Here is a 24,280-nt window from a genome sequence, read left to right as displayed (position 1 = left end):
TGTCTCCCTTATCCTTTACGGAACATTTTCAACATACGTTGAGTGACGGTAAATCCACCAAAAATATTAATACTGGCAATTAAAATAGCGATAAATGAGAAAAAGCTTACCCAACCACCACTACCAATTTGTAGTAATGCACCAACGACAATGATACCTGAAATGGCATTTGTCACCGACATTAATGGGGTGTGCAATGAATGGCTGACATTCCAAACAACGTAATAACCAACAACACAAGAAAGTGCGAAGACAGTAAAGTGTGATAAGAACTCTTTTGGCGCAACATTAGCCAACCATGCGAACAGTAAAAAGGCAATAGCCAATAAACCATATTTTTTCCACGGGGAAATAGGTTTCGCAACGGGTTTTTCTTGGGGTTTTGCTGCAGGAGCTGCTTTAGGTTGCGCTGAAACTTGAATAGGAGGCGCCGGCCATGTCACTTCCCCTGCTTTAATAACGGTAACACCACGAATAACCACATCGTCAAAATCAATATTGATATTACCATCTTTTTCTTTACAGAGTAATTTCAATAGGTTAACTAAGTTAGTACCATAAAGTTGAGATGATTGAGCCGGTAACCGGGCGGCTAAATCGGTATAACCAATAATTTTCACACCATGTTCAGTGGTAAAAATCTCACCAGGAACGGTATATTCACAGTTACCACCATTTTGGGCTGCCAAATCGACCACCACGCTACCTGGTTTCATTGAATCAACCATCTCTTTAGTGATTAAACGTGGTGCAGGTTTTCCTGGAATTAATGCTGTGGTAATAATGATATCAACATCTTTGGCTTGCTCTGCAAATAATGCCATTTCTGCATCAATAAATGCTTTTGACATCACTTTAGCATAGCCATCACCACTCCCCGCTTCTTCTTTAAAATCCAGCTCTAGGAACTCAGCGCCCATACTTTGCACTTGCTCTTTGACTTCAGGTCGAGTGTCAAATGCACGAACAACAGCGCCTAAACTACCTGCGGCCCCAATAGCGGCAAGCCCAGCGACACCCGCACCAATCACCATCACTTTGGCTGGTGGTACTTTACCTGCAGCGGTAATTTGCCCAGTAAAGAAACGGCCAAATTCATGAGCGGCTTCAACTACCGCACGATAGCCGGCAATGTTCGCCATTGAACTTAATGCATCTAAAGATTGTGCACGGGAGATACGTGGTACACTATCCATAGCCATTACATTAATCTCTTTTTCAGCTAATTTTTCTAGCAATGGTGCATTTTGTGCGGGCCAGATAAAACTAATTAAAGTCGAGCCTTTTTTTAGTAAAGCAATTTCATCTTCTAGGGGGGCATTAACTTTTAAGATAATGTCGGATTGCCAAATATTTTGACAATCTAAGATCTCAGCCCCTGCTTGTTGATAAGCGTCATTATCGAAACTAGAAGCAATGCCAGCTTCATTTTCTATCGCGACTGTAAATCCTAATTTCAAGAGTTGTGTGACTGTAGCAGGTGTTGCTGCAACTCTTGTTTCGTTAGAAAGTCGCTCTTTGGGTATACCAATTCGCATAATTTTCCCTTCTTATCCATCCGAAAACTGTTAATATTTCATGGCTAATTTCATTAATATGCAAAAAAATTGTTAAGCATTATCATTCACATGCCATTTATTGGGGTACTAATAACCTACTGAAAATAAAACCAATAATCTAGATCTGTGTAAAGCTAAAATTGAACTTAATGCGATCATTTTAGTCGAAAAGGCATATTAATGAATTATTCACTATATTTAAGTAAATATCTGGTAACATATACTGGTCATTTGACCCAGTGGCTATTCACTAAATAAAATAATGCGACAAACGCTATTATTACATGTAATAATTGCACTCTATGTGATAGATCACTATGTTCAGCACATGACCAATATTAATTGCGCAAGGCGGAAGGATTTTGTATGAAGCTGAAAACCTCAGTCATCGCAGCAGCGGTGTTATCTTTAACTAATATTACTGTTGCGCAGGCTGCACAGGAACTGTCTCCAGAACAAGCGGCAGAGCTAAAACCATTTGAAAGAATTACAGTCATCGGTCGTTTTAATGCGATTTATGAAGCAGCTGACGCAGTATCTCGTCGTGCTGATAAAATCGGTGCTGATAGTTTTTACATTCAAGGTCTAGATGATATCAGTGATAGTGGCAACATGAGTGTGACTGCCGATCTGTATCGAAAAGATGCACCAAAAGCAACTGAAGAAGAATACCGCGTATTTCATGGTGTAAAAGAATTACCAAAACCTGAAGCTATTTTGCTACAGCCTTTTGATACCGTTACTATTCATGGTTACTATCCAACAACACCTGATATTAATAACGAAATCGGGAAAGAAGCAGCAAAAAAAGGTGCAGCATCATTCTTTATTGTCCGTAATATTTCGGTAAATGATGGTGGTAACCAAGAAGTTACTGCTTATATCTATAAAAAAGATGCCCCTAAAAGAGCCATACAGTCTTCAGAAGCCGTGGTTCCTTATGACTCTGATGCGGGTCGAGCGCTTATTGCCGAAGGTGGAAGTGCAGCCAATAAAGTTGAAAAACCAGGACTTGCGTCAAATAGTGACTTTGATAGAAATGTAGGTGTATTTGCTGAAACACAATCATCAGGTAAAAGCGGACGTTACACTGTCACCTTACCTGATGGCACTGAAATTCAAGAGGTTAATAAAGCAGCGGCTGCATTAATGGAACCTTTTGATACCATTACTTTCAGTGGTTATTTTGTGAACTCACCGGAAGTTTCTTATCAAGTTGCTAAACGTGCCGCAGAGAAAGGTGCAAAATACTACCATATTACTCGTGAATGGCAGAGTAATGGTGGTACGGTAACAATCACCGCTGATTTATTTAAATAATCTGTTGTTACTTTCTCTTTTAAAAACCTTGCTCTATGCAAGGTTTTTTTATACTTGTCCAAATAACCTCACTCAATTTCTTATCCTTATGCATAAAATTTATGATTTTATGCATAGACAACCAAGTCAACTCTCCGTAAAATCTCGCTGTTTTTTAGTGGTTTTATCTTTGTCTTAAATTAACAGATTCATATTTATGCTAATTATTAAACCAAAAACAAGAAAATACGCTATTTATTCACAATTTTAATCATGCAGGAACTTATCTTTGAATAAAAAACTTGGTTTAATGTCACTAACAGCGTTAGTGCTAAGCTCAATGGTTGGTGCAGGTGTATTCAGTTTGCCTCAGAATATGGCTGAGGTTGCAAGCCCTGCGGCACTGATTATCGGTTGGATAATAACAGGGGTTGGCATCCTTTTTCTCGCCCTATCATTGTTATTGCTTTCTCGCTTAAGACCTGATCTTGATGGCGGTATTTTTACCTATGCGAAAGAAGGATTTGGTGAATTTATTGGCTTTTGTTCTGCTTGGGGCTATTGGGTCTGTGCGGTAGTTGCCAATGTCTCTTATTTAGTCATCGTTTTCGCTGCTGTGAGTTTTTTTACCGACAGCCCTAATAATATTATTTTTGGTGATGGTAATACATGGCAGGCATTGTTGGGTGAATCAATCTTACTTTGGGTTGTGCACTTTTTAGTTCTACGAGGTGTACAAACAGCCGCTAGTATCAATTTAATGGCCACGATGGCAAAATTAATACCATTGGGGTTATTTATTATTGTTGCCCTACTTGCCTTTAATATGGATATTTTTACCTTTGATTTCGAAGGGATAAAAATGGGCGTGCCCGTTTGGGAACAAGTAAAAAATACCATGTTAATTACTTTATGGGTATTTATTGGTATTGAAGGGGCCGTTGTCGTATCTGCAAGAGCAAAAAATAGAAGAGATGTTGGTTTAGCGACAATATTTGCGGTTGTGATCGCGCTGATTATTTATATTCTCGTTACCCTATTATCTCAAGGATTAGTTAGCCAATCAGAGCTTGCTATGATGAAAAACCCATCTATGGCACCTTTGCTGGTTCAACTAATTGGAAATATAGGTGAGATAGTTATTGCCGCCGGCCTTATTCTATCGGTATGTGGCGCTTATTTAAGCTGGACAATTATGGCTGCTGAAGTCCCTTATATTGCCGCATTACACCACTCTTTTCCCAAACAACTGAGTAAACAAAATCACAATGATGCGCCTTCCTCTTCCTTGTGGTTTACTAATTTAGCTGTTCAATTATCACTAGTATTAATTTGGCTTACTGGTAGTAATTACAATACCCTACTGACCATCGCGTCAGAAATGATCCTCGTTCCTTATTTCCTGGTTGGTGCTTTCTTATTTAAAGTTGCCATAGAACGCAGTAGCCGAGGATTATTACTGATAGCAATACCTGCAAGCCTCTATGGTTTATGGTTACTTTATGCATCAGGTGTAATTAATTTATTACTTTCCGTCGTTCTCTATGCACCCGGTGTATTAATATTTTTATATTCACGAAAACAATATAAAGATAAACAGTCATTAAATACTAGTGAAAAAATACTACTGATGATGGTATTAATTGGCGCAATTCCTGCTTGTGGCTATTTAGTATTTAATTAAGATCTATATTCCCCCTTGAGAAAGAAGCAAGGGGGCATCTCTTTCCCTTCACTCCCTTTTTTTCTACCCAAGCTTCTCTTGTTCATTTCCTTAAGCTTTGTCATTAGAAATTGAATAACGCCATGTTTTGGTTACTTAGCAAATAAATATTATTGATGATGGTTAGGTGCATTATATTAGAGGGATAAATTGTATGTTGTAACTAATTATTTCCCTAATTGACTACAATTTACCCATATAATTTTTATATAAAATTCATTTTTTATATGATGTTTTTTAAAAAACCAGTGAATAACACAATAAAATATATTATTTTTAGTTAATGCCTCCATGTATAGTATAATATACAGACAGATAAACTGATTTTCCAACAAAAAGCAGATAAATACACTTTATTTACTTTTTGTTAGAAAACTATATTATCCACTCCGTCGCAACAAATAGGATAAACCTATTGCGTTATCAAATTATTTATTAAAGGAAAAACGATGAAAATAAAAAATCATATCAGATTACTATCTGCATTATTAGTTATCTCTTCTAGCATGAATGTATTAGCAGATAATAGCAAAACAACAGAAAAGAAAAATAACAATATTATTAATTTTAGTGGAACAGTAATATCAACATCCTGCAATATAGATAGCCCTAGTTCTCCTATCACTTTGCCTACAATTAATAAATCGGAAATAGTCTTAGATAAAGATTGGGCCAATGCCAAAAGCAGTACAGGTAGTAATTTTGAAATTAAACTATTAGATTGTGGCAATAATAATGCAACATTAACATTTAACGGCACTGATTTAGCCGGTGAAAATAAAATTATGAAGAATAAAAGCATCACAAATAATAGCGCTAAAGGAGTAGGAATTTTCATTCGTAGTGATGAAGGTAATAAAAATATTATTCATTTAAATGGTAACCAAGCAATAACTAAGAGAATTGAAAATAAAACAGCAACTTATAAATTCCATGCCAATTACGCGAGTTATCTTCCAAATCCAACATCAGGAACTGTCAATACATCAGTAAATTTTACCGTTAAATATTCTTAATTAAAAAAAACACAGGATTATTTTATTATGAAGTATAATGTTTATATTTTATTTATCATAATTCTGTGTTCTACTTTTTTTACACAAGCAAATGTAATTTATAGTGGAACACGGTTTATCTATAATGAAGACGATAATGATATTATTATTAATATAAAAAATAAAAACTCCGCTACTGATTATTTAATACAAAGCTGGATCACAAAGGATGAAAATGATAAAAATACACCTTTTATGATTACCCCACCTTTATTTAAATTAAATAAAGAACAATCTGCAATTTTGCGAATTGCCAAAATCACATCAATAGCTCAAACAGATCGTGAAAGTCTTTTTTATATAAATAGCAAAGCGATCCCTATAGCTGAATCAAAACATAATAGTATTCATATATCAATTAAGTCAGTGTTTAAATTATTTTACCGACCACATGGCTTAACAGAAACAGTTGAAGAAGCGACAAAAAAAATTATTTTTTCTATAAATAATAAAAAAGAAATGATAATAAAAAACAACTCTGAATACTACTTCACTATTATAAATATTTTTTCTAATGGGGAAAAAAAAGAGATCTCAGTCATGCTATCCCCTTTTAGTGAAATTAATATAGGAAAAAATCATTTTGGTACAGCTAAAGTAGGCTGGAGCTATATAAATGATTTTGGTAATGAAGTTAATATCAACATAAAAAATAGCGAATAGTATTAATTATGATAAAGTTATCTCCTATTTCTTTACTCTTATTATTTACGCCCTATGTATATGCAAATGCACTTTACTTACAAGCAATTGAAAACCACAATGGAAATATTGATTTTTCACTCTTGCTTAATGAAAATTTTCTCGAAGGAACCTATAACATAACAATTTATATAAATAACAATAAAAAACAAAATTCTGAGATATCATTTAAAAACAAAAACAATAACTTAACTCCAATAATAACTCTATTTGATTTAAAACAATGGGGAATAAACACCAATTATTACGAGCCTTTAAAAAATAAGTTAGACAACGATATCGTTGACTATGATTTATTAAAAAAATTATTTAATATAAAATTAGAAATTAACAAACAGTCGATTTACTTTAAAGTACCATTAATTGCGATAGAAAAAAACACTTCATATTCCAAAGAAAAATTGGATGATGGTGATAATGCTGCTTTCATTAAATACAACTATCAAGGCCATTATTATAAACAAAATAGTTTAAATGGACAACACATACATAACCTACAGCTATATAATGGAATTAATTTATTTGCATGGCGTTATCGTCAAGATCTAAACTATAATAATAATAATTCTTTTTCTATAAACCAGCAATATGTATATAGGACACTTAGAAATATTAATTCCATTTTAACTATGGGTGATTTCTATGCTTATTCTCCTAACTTAAACACTTATAAAATACTAGGCGTGCAAATCAATAGCGATAATGCAATGAAAGATGGCTCCCTAGTAGGTTATGCACCCATTATAAGTGAAACCGCCTATACCTATGCAGAAGTTAGCATTGAGCAAAATGGAGAAACACTATATAGCACATCTGTACCACCTGGGCCATTTACTCTTAATAACCTTCCCTCTTTAGGTACAAATGGTGAATTAGTATTAATTATAAAAGAAGAAAATGGCGAAGTAAGAAAGAAGAAAATCTGGAATTATTCTTCACAGTATTTATTAAGAAAGAACCAATGGAATTATTACTATACTATGGGTTTAGTAAACAATCCTCAAAAAAGACAGTTTCCTTCTAATAAGAAAAAAGAACTATTAACTCAATTGAATTTAAGCTATGGAGTGAGCAATTATTTAACGACAATGATAGGAGCTGAAAAAAAAGGAGATGATATTAAAGCACTTATTGGAAATACCCTAGGATTAAATATCCTGGGTATAGTCTCATTAGAAAACGCTTGGATAAGAGAGAAATATCATCAACAATATCAGTCCAATAAGATTAATTACCAAAAAGTATTTTCTATGGAAAATACAACTATTTCATTAAACTCATCATTCTACTTTAGATTTAAAGAGAATTATGCTGTAAATAAAGAATATAAGAAATATGATTTAGGATTTCACTTTTCACAATCATTAAATAATAATATTGCTTTAACGTTGGGGTATAATATTGCAACCTATTATCACTCAAAAGAAAAAAGCCAACGACTTTTTATTAATACTAGTTCAAATTATAAAAAACTTTCCTATTCATTAGAGCTAGAGAATAGCAAAGATCAGTATAGCAATAATAATCAATTATCAATTTTTTTAAATTACCCTATTGGTCAAGATCTCTCTCATTGGGCAACAGCAAGGATCAATTATGATAATAGAGAAAAATATTTTCATGAGAATATTTCATTTAGTGGAAATACATTAGAAAATAATCGGTTAAATTATAACCTTGATTTTTCTAAAAATAATAAAGAACGCTTAGATTCATCAATGAAAATTAATTATTTAAGTAGGATAGCCAAACTAAATATAAACTCTCGATTTAATAAAGATAGTTATTCTTTAGGCTATGGACTCAATGGCGGCATTGTGTTTCATAATGGAGGAATAACGTTAGCCCAAGATCTAAATGATAGTTTTGCTATCCTAAATTTTGCAGGTGCTAAGAAAGTAAAAATAATAGGAAAGCCAACAATAGAATCAGACCGAAGAGGTTATTTAATCATTCCTAATTTAACTAGTTATCATAACAATAAGTTCCACATTGATGCAAAATCATTAGATTATAATTATAATATTGATAATTATAGCTATCATTTAATTCCTACTAAAGGAGCTATTATTGCAAAAAATATTAAGGTAACTAAAGGAGAAAGTGCTTTATTTACATTTCACCAAAACATTCCTTTTGGTGCAACAGCCTATGTGAAAAATTCTGATGGCACCCTATCCGATATATCCTATGTAAATGAAGATAATAAATTATATATTTCTAATTTACCTATTTCAGGAAAGATTTTTGTAAAATGGGGAAGTTCCAACAAACAACAGTGCTCATTTAACTATCAATTAAATGATAATGAAAAACAAAATAGAATTTATTTTAAAACTGTAAATTGCATTAAAGAGGAATAATATATAAAAATGAAATACATTATTATTTTAATTTATTTACTCTCATTCCATTGTTATTCTGATGAACCATATAAAAGCTTTAGTAACAATTGCGTTTATGACGATATAACAGACAATGGGTTTATTCCAGTACATAATATTAGATTTAAAGCTAGTGATATTGATTTAGGTGTCGATATTGGCCAACCTATCGCAGAAATGAGTTTTACTGATGCCGCTCTATCTACGTCAATTCTTCATTGTAAAGATAAAGTTGATCTAAAATTAATTATTAATGCAAGGCATTATAAAGATGATATTTTTAAAACAAATATTCCAGGAGTTGGCTTTAAGATATCAGCGAATAAAACACCTTTTAACTTAGTAGGCGATGAATTTAATGTAACACCTGAATATGCAAATGTCTGTAATGCTCAAACTAGAAAAGAAGGATATAAAAATATATATTGTACTGATAGTTGGCCAAGACTATATATTCAATTAATAAAAATAAGCGAAATCGTTCTAGAACCTCTGAGCGACATATTTGTTATGGATGATTTTCTTGTTTATACATTAGATAATAAAAAATTTACTTATAATAATTTGATTATTGAGAAGCCTCAGAATAAAGTTTGCGAACTTAATATTGAACAACCTAATATTGAATTAGCGCCTGTAGAAAAAAACAGTTTAAGTGATTCAATACCCGCTAATGAAACACATTTTTCTATTGGTGTTATTTGTAACCAAGATACATTAGTTTCATTAAAGCTTGATGCACCTGCTATTTATAAAAGTAGAAATACTAATTTATTAACACTTCTTAATAATGGCACCCCTTCTGGGGTAGGTTTATCAATTAAATATAATGATAATAAATATTATTTAGGTAATGTTATTTATAATAGCGTTCATAGAACACCTTCGACGGAATATACTTTTCCTTTTTCAGTAGGTTATGTGAAAATGAGTGAAAACATCTTGCCTGGCAAGGTAACATCACAAATTAATGTAAACTTAGAATATAAATAATTTATTTCCCCTATGAAAAAACATTTAACTCCTATTATCATGTTATTAATATTACTACCTGTGTTTTCTGTAAATGCTTATTATATCTATGAAACTAGCTGTGAATACATAATGGATGATAATAAATCAAAAGAGAACCAAGAAGTTATATTGAAGATATCAAATTGTCCATCAATAATAAAAAACGCTAATAGAATATTGAATATTAAAAAGAACACTGCCATTTCAATAAAAAATAGCGCAATAACATCTTTTATCTTAGACAGTAATAAAGTGGTTTTAGCTGACAATATTAATGATCAATTTACCATTTCAGTACATTATCAATAATAGTAGTATATAAACCCACAATGGCCATAACTCACCATTGTGGGTTTATCTATCAGCTTTAACTTAATGAGATAGACTCAATAGCTTGTAAGATGCGTTTATCAGAGATGGGATAAGGCGTTCCTATCTGTTGAGCAAATAAACTCACTCTTAATTCCTCTATCATCCAACGAATATTTTGTACCTCTTCTTGTTGTTTTTGCTTCTCGGTTAACTTAGCTAACCACTGTTGCCACTGCAAAATGACATTTTCAACTCGGCTCATTTGTGCTCTATCACGGTTAGGATCAATCGCTAATTTCTCCATACGTTTTTCAATGGCACTGAGATAGCGAGGAATATCCGCAAGACGTTTCCAGCCATGGGATGTGACAAATCCGGGGAAAACTAATTGATTAAGTTGTGCTTTAATATCAGATAATGCAAAAGCGACACTAATATCAACCCGCCCTTTTAAGCGTTTATTAATCGCAAATACTTGAGTTAAAATAGACTCAACTTGTTTAGCAATTTCGACAACAACATCGTTTAATTCAGCACGGACATAATCTTGGAATTTTTGGTATTGCTCTTCTTGCCATATTAATCCCCCATAAGAAGCAATGAGTTTATCAACCCCACAAGCGATACAGTCATCAATCAGATCTAGCACCTTGCCATAAGGATTAAAATAAAGACCTAATTTTGCTTTATTAGGCAATTTTTCATGCAAGTATTTAATGGGTGAAGGAATATTAAGTAGTAATAACCGTCTTATCCCCTGCCACATTGCCGCTTGTTGCTCTGTTTCTGTTTCAAATAGCTTGATACCAACACTATTCTTTTCATCCACTAATGCCGGATAGGCTTTAACTGAATAGCTACCACGCTTTTGTTCGTAGCGTTGTGGCAAGTCACCAAAACTCCAAATATGTAAATCTTGCTGCTCAATACCATCATCTGCTACCGCTGATAATGTTTCTTGAACTTTGTCCTTTAAACGTGCTTTTAACTGATTAAGATCTTTTCCTTCCGCAAGGGTTTTATTGTTGTCACCAACAACTCGAAAAGTCATTTTTAAGTGATCGGCCACTTGCTCAAGTTGCCAACTATCACGTTCGACCGTAACGCCGGTCATTCTACGTAGCTCTTTTCCTAATTTATCGAGTAATTCACCTTCAGGGGTAACCACTCGTTCTAAAAAAGCTGAAGCGTAGTTAGGCGCAGGAACAAAATTACGACGTATAGGTTTAGGTAATGATTTTATTAAGGCAACGACTAATTCATGACGAATACCCGGAATTTGCCAATCAAAACCTTCATCTTTAACCTGATTTAAAATCGGTAATGGAATATGGACAGTGACGCCATCTGCTGCTGTACCTGGCTCAAACTGATAAGTTAAGCGTAATTTTAAATTATCTTGATGCCAATAATTTGGATAATCTAATGCACTAACACGTTTAGCATCTTCTTTGATAAGCATGCTTTTTTCAAAGCTCAGCAAATCAGGTGAATTCTTTTGCGCTATTTTCCACCATTTATCAAAATGGCGGGTAGAGATAACATCTTGTGGTATTCGTTGATCGTAGAATGTAAACAGCGTTTCATCATCTACTAAAATATCGCGACGACGTGATTTATGCTCTAGCTCTTCAACCTCGGTACGTAATTTTAAATTTTCACGGAAAAAAGCATGCCGAGTTTGCCAATCGCCCTCTACCAACGCATGGCGAATAAATAACTCTCGACATAATAGTGGATCAATTTTGCCATAATTTACTAATCGTGAGGCCACAATAGGTAAACCATATAAGGTGACTTTTTCATTAGCCATTACCGCACCCTGTGCTTTTGACCAATGAGGCTCACTATAGTGATATTTAACTAAGTGGGTCGCGATAGGTTCAATCCATTCCGCTTCAATGCGTGCAGCAATGCGCCCCCATAACCGTGATGTTTCGACTAATTCTGCCACCATGGTCCATTTTGGCGGTTTTTTAAATAACCCAGAGCCGGGATAAATAGCAAAACGCGCATTTCTCGCGCCAGTAAACTCTTGCTTATCGCTATCTTTTTGTCCGATATGTGATAATAGCCCACTTAATAAAGCCACATGAATACTTTTAAAATCGGCCGGTTGGCTATTAATTGGAAAACCTAATTCCTTCACAACTTGGCGTAGTTGCGTATAGACATCTTGCCATTCCCTAACTCGCATAAAGTTTAAAAACTCTTGGCGACAGTGTTTCCGAAACTGAGAGTGACTCAACTCTTTCTGCTGAGTTTTTAAATAGTCCCATAAATTGAGTAATGAAAGAAAATCTGAATCTTTATCTTGGAAACGACGATGTTTTTCATCTGATGCTTGTTGCTTGTCCATCGGTCTTTCACGAGGATCTTGAATAGAAAGCGCCGATGTGATCACCATTAATTCTCTAACTGCACCATATTTGCGTGCTTCAAGAACCATTCTCGCTAATCTTGGATCGATAGGAAGCTGAGCTAATTGTTTCCCCATCGGCGTCAAACGATAAGCACCTTTATTATCAGTACCCTCTTGTAAGGCACCCAGCTCTTCTAATAAGCGTACACCATCTTGTATATTGCGTTTATCGGGCGCTTGTACAAAAGGAAATCCGCTAATATCCCCTAATCCTATCGAGGTCATTTGTAAAATAACCGAAGCAAGATTGGTTCTTAGTATTTCAGGATCGGTAAATTGCGCACGGGAAATAAAATCATCTTCAGAATAAAGACGAATACAAATACCATCAGAAACACGACCGCAACGCCCTTTTCTCTGATCCGCAGAAGCTTGAGAGATAGGCTCTATGGGTAAGCGCTGAACTTTGGTTCGATAACTATATCGACTAATACGTGCATAACCCGTATCAATCACATATTTAATGCCCGGTACCGTAAGAGAGGTTTCGGCAACATTGGTTGCCAATATGATGCGTCTTCCGGTATGAGGCTGAAATATCCGGTTTTGTTCACTATTAGAAAGACGAGCAAATAGTGGTAAAACTTCGGTATGACGTAGTTGTAATTTATTTAATGCCTCTGCGGTATCCCTTATCTCGCGCTCACCGCTCATAAAAATAAGAATATCACCCGCACTTTCTCGACTTAACTCGTCAATTGCATCAATAATGCCCTCAGTCATATCCTTATCACTATCCAAAGCATCACCACCAATAGGACGATAGCGCACTTCGACCGGATAAGTTCGGCCAGATACCTCAATAATAGGAGCTTGATTAAAATGCTTAGAGAAACGCTCAGGATCGATAGTGGCAGAAGTAATAATCACTTTTAAATCTGGGCGTTTGGGTAAAAGCTGCTTTAAATAACCAAGAATAAAGTCAATATTTAAGCTACGTTCATGGGCTTCATCGATAATAATAGTATCATATTGTAATAACAGCTTATCTTGTTGTAGTTCAGCTAATAAAATCCCGTCAGTCATTAACTTAACTAGCGTGTTATCACCAACATGATCACTAAAACGAACTTTATAACCGACAGACTCACCTAATGTTGTGTTTAATTCATGAGCAATTCGCTCTGCGACAGAGCGTGCAGCTAAACGTCGAGGCTGCGTATGCCCAATATAACCTTTTACGCCTCGCCCTAATTCGAGACAAATTTTCGGGATCTGAGTTGTTTTACCCGATCCCGTTTCCCCTGCAATAATAACCACTTGGTTATCTTTGATTGCATTGTAGATAGCCTCTTTTTTCTGGCTAACAGGCAAGTTTTCTGGATAAACAATTTTAGGACAGTGAGCTTGTCGATTTAATATACGCTGTTTTGCAACAATAATATCCTGCTCAATCTCGCTTAATACCGCGTGTTTCGACGTTTCTTTACTTATTTTATCAACGCCACGTAAGCGTTTTCTCAATCGTTGCTGATCCCGCAACGAGAGTTGCTCTATCTCTTTGTAGAGCATCGCAGATGATAGTGCCACCTTTTGTTATCCTTTTTGAGGTTTATTTAACCAAATAATATTGTTGCCATGATATCACAACAGCCAATTTGCACATAAAGGGTTGATGAATTTTCTTATTCTATGAATATATATAATCAATAAATTTGAATAGCATATTCAAACGATTATGGTGTGAAATTTTTCAGATAAGATAAAATTTGGTCTATATAAACATAACAGATATTTACCGAGAGAATAAAATGAACAAGCTTCTTGTACTAAAATCCAGTATTTTAGAAAATTACTCGCACAGCAATAAAATGGCTGACTATCTAATAGAAAATTGGCAAAAGCATCATCAAAATGATCTCATTACCCTACGTGATCTGGCAAAAGATCCCATTCCTGTTTTAGATCAAGCCACATTATTTGCTTTTGGCAAAGATACGGCTATGTTATCGGAACAACAAAAAGCCGCTAGAGCACTCTCTGATACATTAATTAATGAATTAAAAGCACATGATATTATTGTGATCACGGCGCCTATGTATAATTTCTCCATCCCTTCTCAATTAAAACACTATATCGATTTTATTGCGCGTGCAGGCGAAACTTTTAAATATACTGAAACAGGGTCAGTCGGATTACTTGCAGATAAGCAAGTTATTGTATTAACGAGTCGTGGTGGGATCCATAAAGGACAACCCTCTGATTTAATTATTCCATATCTAACACAATTTTTATCATTTATTGGTATTAATAATGTACAGTTTATTCTCACCGAGGGTACTGCGCTAGGCGAAGAATATGCCCAGCAGTCACATGCTCAAGCACAAAAAGAAATAGATTTAATAATTAATAAAGAAATAATGATAAAATAAAAATATATCTAATGGCACCTTTAACTAAGGTGCTATTTATTTATAAATATAATTACACAAAAAAAACCTCTGTTTTTTTTTAAAAAAAACTCAACAGATAAATACTTCACTATTTACCCATACTTTGATATTTAAATCTAGCTTACCCACCATATAAAGTATCTACTCCTAATTATTTAATAAATAAATATTTATTGTAATTACATATAAGTTGTCAAGCTTCACGTAAATAAATATTATTATCTCGCTCTTAATTATGAGCAAATTTGTAACTACAATTAATACTTAAATGGACTTTAAAATGAAAAAATCATTATTTTCACTATTAATTCTATCTACACTTGCTTTATCAACACAAGCTATTGCACAACAGATTCACCTTGGTGGTTATAATATAGATATCCAAGGCAGAGTAATTGACGAGAAACTAACTTGTGTCGTTCAAGATGTTGCTCCAATTCAATTGGATGATGCTTACGTTGATTCTTTACTGCTTACTCCTGAAAAACAATTTAGTGTGGATTTTTCTGGCTGTACTAATCAAGAAAGAGCAAGAAAAGTCAAAATAGTTGTTGCACGACAAAACACTACTCATTTAATGAATACTAGTTCGACAGCAAATGATACCAATGCTCGAGTAGCATTATTGGGTTCTACAGGTGAACTTGTTCCACTTAATGGTGAGCGAGAACAACGTACATTTTATTCGGATGTTGCCGGTGATAGTGGTAGATTAGTATTTTCATTAAAATATGATAGACCTGAATCGATTGATGCTGTTACCGCAGGTGCTTTCAAGGCTACCTTATCTCTTGATGCTTACATCACTGATAATATCCAATAAAAACAGCCAAAACTAAATATAATTCTGCTTTAATTTTCAACCCAATAAAAAGTCGGGGAAATACCGGCTTTTTATTTATAGGTTAATACAATAAATAACTTAACTAATGATTAATTAAAAAACATAAGATTAAAATTTGGCAAAAACACCATCAAAATGACCTCATTACCCTACGTGATCTGGCAAAAGATCCCATTCCCGTTTTAGATCAAGCCATATTATTTGATTTTGGCAAAGATACGGCTATATATAATTTCTCCATCTTCTCTCAGTTAAAACATTCTATTGATTTTATTGCGCGTGCAGGCGAAACTTTTAAATATACTGAAACAGGGTCAGTCGGATTACTTGAAGATAAGCAAGTTATTGTATTAACGAGTCGTGGTGGGATCCATAAAGGACAACCCTCTGATTTAATTATTCCATATCTAACACAATTTTTATCATTTATTGGTATTAATAATGTACAGTTTATTCTCACCGAGGATACTGCGCTAGGCGAAGAATATGCACAACAGTCACATGTTCAAGCACAAAAATAAATAAATTTAATTATCAATAAAGAAATAATGATAAAATAAAAATATATCTAATGGCACCTTTAATCAAGGTGCTATTTATTTATAAATATAATTACACAAATAAAACCTCTGTTTTTTTTAAAAAAAACCCTCAATAGATAAATCCTTCATCTTTTACCTATAATTTAAAATTTAAATCTAACAAACCAACCCAAAAAAACATATTTCGCTAATCATTTAACAAAATAATACTAATCATAATTATATATAACTTGTCAAATTTCACGTAAAAAAATATTATTATCTCGCTCTTAATTATGAGCAAATTTGTAACTACAATTAATACTTAAATGGACTTTAAAATGAAAAAATCATTATTTTCACTATTAATTCTATCTACACTTTCTTTATCAACACAAGCTATTGCACAACAGATTCACCTTGGTGGTTATAATATAGATATCCAAGGCAGAGTAATTGACGAGAAACTAACTTGTGTCGTTCAAGATATTGCTCCAATTCAATTGGATGATGCTTACGTTGATTCTTTACTACTTACTCCTGAAAAACGATTTAGTGTGGATTTTTCTGGCTGTACTAATCAAGCAAGAGATAGAAAAGTCAAAGTAGTTGTTGGACAACAAAACGCTACTCATTTAATGAATACAGGTTCGACAGAAAATGATACCAATGCTCGAGTAGCATTATTGCGTTCTACAGGTGAACTTGTTCCACTTAATGGTGAGCGAGAACAACGTACATTTTCTTCGGAGGTTGCCGGTGAACGTGGTAGCTTAGAATTTTTATTAAAATATGATAGACCAGAATCGATTGATGATGCTGTTACCGCAGGTGCTTTCAATGCAGCCTTATCTCTTGATGCTTACGTCACTGATGATATCCAATAAAAAAGGCCAAAATTAAATATAATTCTGCTTTAATTTTTAACCCAATATAAAGCCGGGGAAATACCGGCTTTTTATTTATGGATTAATATAATAAATAACTTAACTAATGGTTAATTAAAAAACATATGATTAAAAAATATATTGTTTATATAATATCATTTGTCTTTACATTCTCATGTTATGCTTCTATTCAAATTAATAAGGATAGATTTTTTTATAAAGAACAAGATAAGGAAATTCTATTTGACATAAGAAATAAAAGCGAACAAAAAACCTATATTATTCAAAGTTGGGTATCACACTATAACAAAGAAGATAATAGTGAGGCACCATTTATCATTTCTCCTAGTTTAATAAGATTAGCACCCAATGAAAATTTTACATTAAAAATTATCAAAACGGATGATATAAAAGAAATCAACCAAGAATCTGTATATAGAGTAAATATAAAATTAGTTCCAGTTATAGATGATGAGATGGCTGATAAAAACCTGCTCCTTATCTCTTTAAACTCAATATATAATCTTTTCTATACACCTAGCAATATTATTAACAAAAGTGATAATAAAGATATTAATTTTTTTATTAATGATGAAAATTTTATTAAAATAAACAACCCCACTCCTTATTTTATTACCATAGCAGAAGCAAAGGTAGATAACATTGATATATTAAATGAGCGAATAACCCTATCGCCATTTAAAAATTACAGTATAAAAAATAAAAAAATAACTAAAAATATTAAAGATAAAAAAGTACATTGGAAGAGAGTCGATGAGTATGAGCAGACTATCATTGCAACCCCAAAGGAACTTATTTATGAGTAAGATAAGTTTTAGACTAAAAACATCTTTGCTATTGATATTAAATGCATACCCTTTCTTTTCTATTGCTAACAATAATATTCATTCTCTATATAAAAGTGTATTGTCAAATATTGATAATAAAACCATCGGCAAGTTATTAAATAATGAACATCCTGATGGTTATTACTCAACAAATATTTATATCAACGAAAATAAAAAAGAAACCATTATTTTATATTATGAAAATAAAGACGGTATATTAACACCAAGGATTAATGTTAATGATTTAATTCGTTTAAATATTGATCCATCTTTTTATAATATTCCTATTGATTTAAGTTCTGATTTGTTATTAAGCGATTACAATATTGATTTTAAATATAATTTCTCCTCGCAATCATTATATTTAACTATTCCACAAAAAGCCTTAGATAATAAAAAAAATATGCTTGCTAGCCAAGTTTTATGGGATGATGGTGTCCCTGCTTTGTTTAGCTCATATTCTTATTTTGGCAAATATAACAATCAAAATAAGATAGAACACAAAATCAGTTTTAACTCAGGTGCTAACTTAGGTGCTTGGCGAGTACGTAGTAAAAGTTATTATCATCATACGCATAAGCAACAGCAATTTAAGCTATACTCATTATATGCTTATCATCAATTAAATACGCTGTTGGCAACGCTTAATGTGGGGGAATTTCGACCAACCAGTAGAATGTTATCAACAGATAAATTAATTGGATTTCAACTTATATCTAGTAATTTGCTCTCTGGTAATGATCTCTATATGAATAGTCCTATCATAGAAGAGATTGCAGAATCTCATGCTGAAATTAAAGTGAAACAACAAGGAAGAACCATTTATGAAACTATTGTTCCTCCTGGGCCTTTTATTTTAAACGATCTACCTGTTATAGGTAGCAATGAATTGGTATTAGAAATAAAAGAAGCAGATGGACGTATAAAAAAAAGTACTCATTACTTTACTACAATGCCAAACCAATTAAAAAAAGGTCGTTATCAATATAATTTTATTTCTGGATATTCTTATGATAGATATAACCAGTTTAATAATCAAAATAATAACCCTATTTTTTTACTGGGTGAGTTCTCCTATGGTATTAATCAAAAAATAACCGCTTATGGTGCAATTAGAAAGAAGCTGAATAGCAATACTTTCTTTTCAGGATTATCATTAGATTTAGGACGCTGGGGGGGAGTAGCCAGTGATATTAGTTATTTTGAACACAATAATCTATTAAAATACCAGTTGCGCTATAATAAACGATGGAGCAATATTGGTACTTCTTTAAATATATCTTCTAGCCATTATCAATCAATAAAATCTGATAGTGTTAGCATTAGAAAAAGTCAAACAGACAACATAAAAAATAGCTATACAATTTCTCTCTTTCAACCGATTAAATCTTTCGGGACATTTTCTATTGGTTATCATCAAAATTCTTATGCCAAAAGAAAAAATGACTTTACAATCAATACTTCTCTATCATCTTCTATAAAAAAAATGAATTATAGTATAAAATATCAATATAAAAATGAAAAATATTATAATGACAATCATTTTTCTTTAAATTTTAATATTCCACTAACAAATAGCTCTCAATCCTATCATTGGGTAAGCAATCAATTTGATTATCATCCAAACAATAAAGGTTATATAAATAGTACGACTATAGGTGGAAGTTTATTAGAACATTATCGCTTAGGCTATTCTATTAATTACCGACGGGATTTTAGCCACCCAAATGCTGGCTATCATACTTCAGTAAATACTCAGTATAAGGGGAGATATCAATCTTATTCTATTAATACAACTAAATCGTCTAATAATAAAACCAATTTAAGATTAGGGATTAATGGTGCAATAGTGTTACATCAAAGTGGAGTAACTTTGGCACCTGACTTAGGTAATACTTTTGCTATTGTAAATACGAATGGCATTGCCGGAATTAAAACTAATCGTTCTTCACAAGCCATTACAGACAATAACGGTAATTTAATATTACCGCACATCATGCCATATCGTAAAAATACTATTGGACTAAACATAAATTCGTTACCTGAGTTTAGTAATACTAAAACTCAAAGTAAAATCATCGTACCTACTTTAGGTGCGGTAGCAAAAATCAATTTCCCTATAAATAGGGGCTATAATGTTTTATTTACCTCAAATACACCAATTCCTTTTGCTGCCAATGTAATGGCATTTGATGATAATAATAATCTCATTTCTAGTGATTCTGTCTATGACCACAATAGAATATTCCTCTCCGGAATAAAAGAAAGCGGAACGGTACAAGTAAAATGGGGAGATACAGAGGAGCAACAATGTTTCTTCCATTATAACGTAAAAAATGAAAGTAAAAATAATTCAATTATTAAGAAACAAATTTATTGCCAATAATGAATAATTTTTATTCTTGAATATTTATGTAAGGTGTTTCTATGAAATCAATAAATATAACATTTTTAATTCCTCTACTATTACTATACTTCCCTTTTATTGCTTTATCTGATAATAGAAGAGGTAGTTTACCAGCGCCAATAAGTTGTAGCTTTGACATACCTAATAGCACTAAAGTTAGAAGTATACGTCCTGATTCTTTCCCTAGCAATTATGCAGGAACCTTAGCTAATGACAGATATTCTAAAAGAATTGCTATAGTTTTTAGTCTTTGTTCAGAAAAGAATACTAAAATAACTTTACGTATTGATAATACAAATATTGATTTTAATAATGGTTACCTTATCAACGATGTAACAGGCTCTGAAGCAAGTGATAATGTGACATTCCAATTAATTGATGATGAAAATAATCCTATTGATTTAAATCAGAAAAATACATTCACTAAAACTATTGATGAAAGTGGTACTGCTTATTTTAATTTCTTTATAAATTATGTCAAAAAAGATAATCTTCGCGCAAAGCCAGGGTATATATCTTCTCGTATTACGTTCATTGTGGAAGCAAAAGATCAGATTGTTGAAAATGATAATGAATTTGCGGGTGTAGAAAACAGAGTACTGTAGTGATAATAAGTATTATCACTATATCAACGCTATGAGAATAATTTAGTCTCTCTTTTATCGCTACTTGGGTAGTGGATATTATTTCTTAATCCACTGCCCATTAATTCCTTTAACAAACTCACCTGAATTGGCTCTTGCCACTAATTTTTCACCCGCTAAACGGGCAACAGATTCAGGAGTCACTTGATTGGTTTTAGCAATTTCAGCATATTTGGCTTTTCTGGCTTGATTGATTTCATTCACCAATATTTGAGCTTGCTTATGGTTTGGTTGCACTAACTCAACATAACCACTAAAAGTTTCCCCTACTAAGCCTTGCGCGCGCGCCTCATCAAGTGTTAAAGCAACGGCATTTGAACTAATCAATGCTGTGATTAATGCAAAACTAAAGAGATATTTTTTATAATTCATTATTCACCCCAGCGTTAGAATATAGCACTATTGTTTTTCAGCAAGTCTTCAACTTGGCGATCTATTTTGACATTAATTTCATGTTCAATCTTAACGTTCATATTAATGTTTATCGGTTTTTCCGGGGTAGCAACCTCTAATCGAATACATCCAGTGAGTGCTGATATGCCGATAGTGAAAATAACAAATAAAAATAGTCTTTTTAAAAATAATAACATCATTCTGACTCACTCCCTAAATCGGATAGGCTCTTTTCTAACCACTCTTCCAATTGCGAACCAAATCGCAAGCTGCGCCATAACTGAAAAATATTTTCTTGATGGCGATAATTAAGATTTACTTGTCGCCGTTTGTCTTCCAATGGATTTTTCCCTTGGATTTCCGCTTCAAGCACTAATTCACCTAGGTTGCTTAAATTAACCCGCGTCCAAGAGCGGCTAATCTCTAAATATCGTAACCATGCCATAGCGACACCGGCTGTCATATTGCTATCATCAATAGAGTCAACAAAATCTTTATCAAGCCTGAGGGTTAAGTACGATGAATTAGCCAGCCACCCATCTTTCACTATCCACTGATTGTTATTGATAAAGAAAGGTAATTCGCCACTTACTTTACCTGATGCGGCAAATTGGGTCACCTTCAATAAAGTGAAAAGCCGACTTAACTCTAGATTATCTAATGAGATAATCGCCGCTTCATGCTGTGGTAATGCTAATTTTGCCATAGAAATAGTGCCATCAAGCATGGCAACCTTGACATTAGATAAAACTAAAGGTTTTGCTTCTGTAATAGGGTAAAATCCTTGCAGATCGGCGGTAATATCTGTCATTTCAAATAAGTTGTTGACGCGCTTAATGCGTAATTGCACTGGCTGCTTTACACCTAGTTGCCATTCATCACCGTTTAAACGCCAAGGTAAAATAAAATCGAGTCCTTCTAATACGCCATCTTTTAGCCACATGCTGCCTTGTTTAACTACTAAATGTCCACCAGCAACTAAACCTTGTTGAGGGGCAATAGAAAAGTCAGCTTGAGTATAAAATTCGCCATTATCTAATGTGATGCCTAATTTTTCTGGCAATAAAGATTGAAAGGCATTGATTGGTTGTGCAGGCCAACGCATCTGCCCTCTTAGCCTTTCACCATCCCAACGTGTATTAATCGTTATCGGTCCAATATTTGGCTTGGCATTGAGCTCGCCTTTCATATTAAAACGAAAAGGAGATTGACCTTTTACACTGGCAATAAAGTCAGCTCTATCTAAGAATCCCCCCGCAGGAAAATCGATTCGTTGACTGGTTAACTTCAATTTTCCTTCAAATAATGGGTTTTTATCGTCTCTTAACCAACGAAATGGCGTTAAGAGCGTCAATCTGGGGGCTAACATACTGGTATGCTGATAAGTTAAAACATCAAATCCGGTATTTAATGTCTCAAAACTCACCATGTTATCTACCCAAGAGCCAGTTCCAGCGATATCCCAACGCGCTTTTAATGGCAATAAATTGCCCTCTCCCCAATAACGCCATTGCCAATTGCCCTGATCAGGTAAGAAATCGGTCGAACGTCCAGCAAAATGGACCCGATAATCTCCCCAAATAGTATCTTCAGCTAACACAATCGCATTTAGGTGACCATTAAATCCTTTGGAAGATAATGTTGAGCCAGCCAGTGGTAAACGAGCATCTTTTACCGTCAGCGTTTCTGTTAGTTGCCCTTTAAAGCGTAATAGTGAACCGGGCTGAAATTCGATAGTAGGATCTGTCAACATACCAGTCACTTTAACGGGAAGTTGTGCACTGGCTTGCATGAGATCTTTATTTACAATGCCTGTCAATTGAATAGGTATATCAGCATCTAACCAGTTAATCGCCGTTTCAGGTATCGTCATCACTAAATTCCCTTTCCCTGCATGCCCTTGCGTCATAACATTTAAGCGCGCAGTTAAGCGTAACCCCGTTAATCCTTGCTGCCACTGGGCAATGTTGATATTCACACCACCACGTAAGGGTTGATCAAGCCCAAACCATTCCCAACGCCCTTTTTCTATCGTGATATTTTCTGCAGTTACATTCCAAGGCAACACAGCTAACGCTTGCCCTCCGCCTTGTTCAGCAATAGAAATAGTACCGCTATTCCCCTGCCATTGAGCAATAAAGACTAATGGGTAAGCATAATGGGATGTTAACAATGTTGTGCTGATAGAACCATTTTCTGGTAATGAATCAACATTAAGGGGTAACGCGATTTCAGCCGCCAGCTCTATCTGATTATCGTCAGGTAAATTAATCTTTAATTGTTTAATATCTAACCATTGATTATCACGGATCAGCGCTTGTATCTGCGTATTATCTCCCTGATAGCTGATTAATCGCCCATTTGTATCACTTTTAAGCTGAAAATGGCCGTTATAGCGCTGATTATCCATTAAAGAAACATGATTAATATCAACCGATAAGCGAGGAATAGTAGCTAATAACGCATGAATATCGAGAGGAACTGCTGCGGTCTCTTTTTTATCTGCAAAAGATAATTGTGAAAAACACCCTTCGTTAATAGTAAGTTGTTGACTATTAAATGATAGGCTATCAATTTGCTGTTTTTGATAGTTAAACGTAAATTGCTGCACATTAGCCAAGGTACAGCTATCACTTTTTAATGCGATATCATCAATAAAAACACCCCATTGTTGTAACCTAGGTTGTGTTAAAGAGAGTGAAACACCTTCAGGTAAATAGGTTTTAGCCACAACAGGTAACCAACGTGGAATGGTGAGCCACAAGGTCGTGCTAACTGCGCCGACACCCAGTAGTATCATCCCTGTCCATTTGATTGTTTTCTTTAACAACACCTCATTTTCCTTTTGATCACATTAACCACATTCCGAACAT

At 33.7% G+C, this 24,280-nt stretch carries 19 protein-coding genes; 14 read left to right on the top strand and 5 right to left on the bottom strand.

Annotated elements, in window-relative coordinates:
- Positions 1-8: 8 nt before the first annotated feature.
- On the bottom strand, positions 9-1,538 hold the full coding sequence (gene pntA / locus PMI_RS05790) for a Re/Si-specific NAD(P)(+) transhydrogenase subunit alpha (protein ID WP_004242824.1): 1,530 nt from the start codon (positions 1,536-1,538) through the stop codon (positions 9-11).
- Positions 1,539-1,925: 387 nt separating this feature from the next.
- Between pntA and ydgH the strand changes: the two genes are divergently transcribed.
- From ydgH to PMI_RS18960, 7 genes are all read left to right on the top strand, one after another.
- The gene (gene ydgH / locus PMI_RS05785; RefSeq protein WP_004242823.1) at positions 1,926-2,879 is read left to right on the top strand and encodes a DUF1471 family protein YdgH; all 954 of its coding nucleotides are present in this window, start codon (positions 1,926-1,928) and stop codon (positions 2,877-2,879) included.
- Between the two features lie 268 nt (positions 2,880-3,147).
- Positions 3,148-4,542: an amino acid permease gene (locus tag PMI_RS05780; RefSeq protein ID WP_012367898.1), complete on the top strand. Its 1,395-nt coding sequence runs from the start codon at positions 3,148-3,150 to the stop codon at positions 4,540-4,542.
- Positions 4,543-5,030: 488 nt separating this feature from the next.
- A complete protein-coding gene (locus PMI_RS05775; RefSeq protein WP_004242818.1) occupies positions 5,031-5,597 on the top strand; it encodes a fimbrial protein in 567 nt (188 codons plus the stop codon).
- A 27-nt stretch (positions 5,598-5,624) separates the two neighbouring features.
- Positions 5,625-6,299 (top strand): fimbrial biogenesis chaperone, encoded by a 675-nt coding sequence (locus tag PMI_RS05770; RefSeq protein WP_004242817.1) that lies wholly within the window; start codon positions 5,625-5,627, stop codon positions 6,297-6,299.
- 8 nt (positions 6,300-6,307) lie between these two features.
- Positions 6,308-8,701, top strand: coding sequence for a fimbria/pilus outer membrane usher protein (locus PMI_RS05765; RefSeq protein WP_012367897.1), 2,394 nt, complete (start codon positions 6,308-6,310; stop codon positions 8,699-8,701).
- Between the two features lie 9 nt (positions 8,702-8,710).
- Complete coding sequence (locus tag PMI_RS05760; RefSeq protein ID WP_004242814.1) at positions 8,711-9,715, top strand: fimbrial protein; 1,005 nt, start codon at positions 8,711-8,713, stop codon at positions 9,713-9,715.
- A 111-nt stretch (positions 9,716-9,826) separates the two neighbouring features.
- Positions 9,827-10,045 carry a hypothetical protein gene (locus PMI_RS18960; protein ID WP_223293444.1) on the top strand — a complete coding sequence of 73 codons (219 nt, stop codon included), beginning with the start codon at positions 9,827-9,829 and terminating at the stop codon, positions 10,043-10,045.
- Between the two features lie 58 nt (positions 10,046-10,103).
- On the opposite strand, the gene hrpA is transcribed toward PMI_RS18960, so the two are convergent.
- The gene (gene hrpA / locus PMI_RS05750) at positions 10,104-14,000 is read right to left on the bottom strand and encodes an ATP-dependent RNA helicase HrpA (RefSeq protein WP_012367896.1); all 3,897 of its coding nucleotides are present in this window, start codon (positions 13,998-14,000) and stop codon (positions 10,104-10,106) included.
- 221 nt (positions 14,001-14,221) lie between these two features.
- On the opposite strand from hrpA, the gene PMI_RS05745 reads away from it, so the two are divergent.
- From PMI_RS05745 to PMI_RS05720, 7 genes are all read left to right on the top strand, one after another.
- Positions 14,222-14,842, top strand: coding sequence for an FMN-dependent NADH-azoreductase (locus PMI_RS05745; protein WP_012367895.1), 621 nt, complete (start codon positions 14,222-14,224; stop codon positions 14,840-14,842).
- 301 nt (positions 14,843-15,143) lie between these two features.
- Positions 15,144-15,686, top strand: coding sequence for a fimbrial protein (locus PMI_RS05740; RefSeq protein ID WP_017628137.1), 543 nt, complete (start codon positions 15,144-15,146; stop codon positions 15,684-15,686).
- Between the two features lie 113 nt (positions 15,687-15,799).
- Positions 15,800-16,228, top strand: coding sequence for an NAD(P)H-dependent oxidoreductase (locus PMI_RS19630; protein ID WP_086935861.1), 429 nt, complete (start codon positions 15,800-15,802; stop codon positions 16,226-16,228).
- 341 nt (positions 16,229-16,569) lie between these two features.
- On the top strand, positions 16,570-17,115 hold the full coding sequence (locus PMI_RS05735) for a fimbrial protein (protein ID WP_012367893.1): 546 nt from the start codon (positions 16,570-16,572) through the stop codon (positions 17,113-17,115).
- A 125-nt stretch (positions 17,116-17,240) separates the two neighbouring features.
- Positions 17,241-17,942, top strand: coding sequence for a fimbrial biogenesis chaperone (locus PMI_RS05730; RefSeq protein ID WP_012367892.1), 702 nt, complete (start codon positions 17,241-17,243; stop codon positions 17,940-17,942).
- Positions 17,935-20,349, top strand: a complete 2,415-nt coding sequence (locus PMI_RS05725; protein WP_012367891.1) for a fimbria/pilus outer membrane usher protein — start codon at positions 17,935-17,937, stop codon at positions 20,347-20,349. The genes PMI_RS05730 and PMI_RS05725 overlap by 8 nt, the downstream gene beginning before the upstream one ends.
- 41 nt (positions 20,350-20,390) lie before the next feature.
- Complete coding sequence (locus tag PMI_RS05720; RefSeq protein ID WP_004242805.1) at positions 20,391-20,975, top strand: fimbrial protein; 585 nt, start codon at positions 20,391-20,393, stop codon at positions 20,973-20,975.
- Positions 20,976-21,053: 78 nt separating this feature from the next.
- On the opposite strand, the gene PMI_RS05715 is transcribed toward PMI_RS05720, so the two are convergent.
- From PMI_RS05715 to PMI_RS05705, 3 genes are read right to left on the bottom strand one after another with little or no spacing between them, the layout of a single operon-like run.
- Entirely contained in the window at positions 21,054-21,386 is a 333-nt protein-coding gene (locus tag PMI_RS05715) for a YdbL family probable chaperone protein (RefSeq protein ID WP_004242804.1), read from the bottom strand.
- Positions 21,387-21,400: 14 nt separating this feature from the next.
- Positions 21,401-21,607, bottom strand: coding sequence for a YnbE family lipoprotein (locus tag PMI_RS05710; RefSeq protein ID WP_004242803.1), 207 nt, complete (start codon positions 21,605-21,607; stop codon positions 21,401-21,403).
- Entirely contained in the window at positions 21,604-24,240 is a 2,637-nt protein-coding gene (locus PMI_RS05705) for a YdbH family protein (RefSeq protein WP_012367889.1), read from the bottom strand. Before PMI_RS05705 ends, PMI_RS05710 begins: the two co-directional genes overlap by 4 nt.
- Between the last annotated feature and the right edge of the window lie 40 nt (positions 24,241-24,280).

The sequence above is a fragment of the Proteus mirabilis HI4320 genome (genome assembly GCF_000069965.1).
GTDB lineage: Bacteria > Pseudomonadota > Gammaproteobacteria > Enterobacterales > Enterobacteriaceae > Proteus > Proteus mirabilis.
The sequence above is the reverse complement of the archived record's forward strand: the minus strand, read 5'-3'. Positions and strand labels throughout refer to the sequence as shown.

Coding starts and splice junctions, on each gene's coding strand:
- pntA (WP_004242824.1), bottom strand. CDS start 1,538: ATGCGAATTGGTATACCCAAAGAGCGACTTTCTAACGAAACAAGAGTT.
- ydgH (WP_004242823.1), top strand. CDS start 1,926: ATGAAGCTGAAAACCTCAGTCATCGCAGCAGCGGTGTTATCTTTAACT.
- PMI_RS05775 (WP_004242818.1), top strand. CDS start 5,031: ATGAAAATAAAAAATCATATCAGATTACTATCTGCATTATTAGTTATC.
- PMI_RS05770 (WP_004242817.1), top strand. CDS start 5,625: ATGAAGTATAATGTTTATATTTTATTTATCATAATTCTGTGTTCTACT.
- PMI_RS05765 (WP_012367897.1), top strand. CDS start 6,308: ATGATAAAGTTATCTCCTATTTCTTTACTCTTATTATTTACGCCCTAT.
- PMI_RS05760 (WP_004242814.1), top strand. CDS start 8,711: ATGAAATACATTATTATTTTAATTTATTTACTCTCATTCCATTGTTAT.
- PMI_RS18960 (WP_223293444.1), top strand. CDS start 9,827: ATGGATGATAATAAATCAAAAGAGAACCAAGAAGTTATATTGAAGATA.
- PMI_RS05745 (WP_012367895.1), top strand. CDS start 14,222: ATGAACAAGCTTCTTGTACTAAAATCCAGTATTTTAGAAAATTACTCG.
- PMI_RS05740 (WP_017628137.1), top strand. CDS start 15,144: ATGAAAAAATCATTATTTTCACTATTAATTCTATCTACACTTGCTTTA.
- PMI_RS05735 (WP_012367893.1), top strand. CDS start 16,570: ATGAAAAAATCATTATTTTCACTATTAATTCTATCTACACTTTCTTTA.
- PMI_RS05730 (WP_012367892.1), top strand. CDS start 17,241: ATGATTAAAAAATATATTGTTTATATAATATCATTTGTCTTTACATTC.
- PMI_RS05725 (WP_012367891.1), top strand. CDS start 17,935: ATGAGTAAGATAAGTTTTAGACTAAAAACATCTTTGCTATTGATATTA.
- PMI_RS05720 (WP_004242805.1), top strand. CDS start 20,391: ATGAAATCAATAAATATAACATTTTTAATTCCTCTACTATTACTATAC.
- PMI_RS05715 (WP_004242804.1), bottom strand. CDS start 21,386: ATGAATTATAAAAAATATCTCTTTAGTTTTGCATTAATCACAGCATTG.
- PMI_RS05710 (WP_004242803.1), bottom strand. CDS start 21,607: ATGATGTTATTATTTTTAAAAAGACTATTTTTATTTGTTATTTTCACT.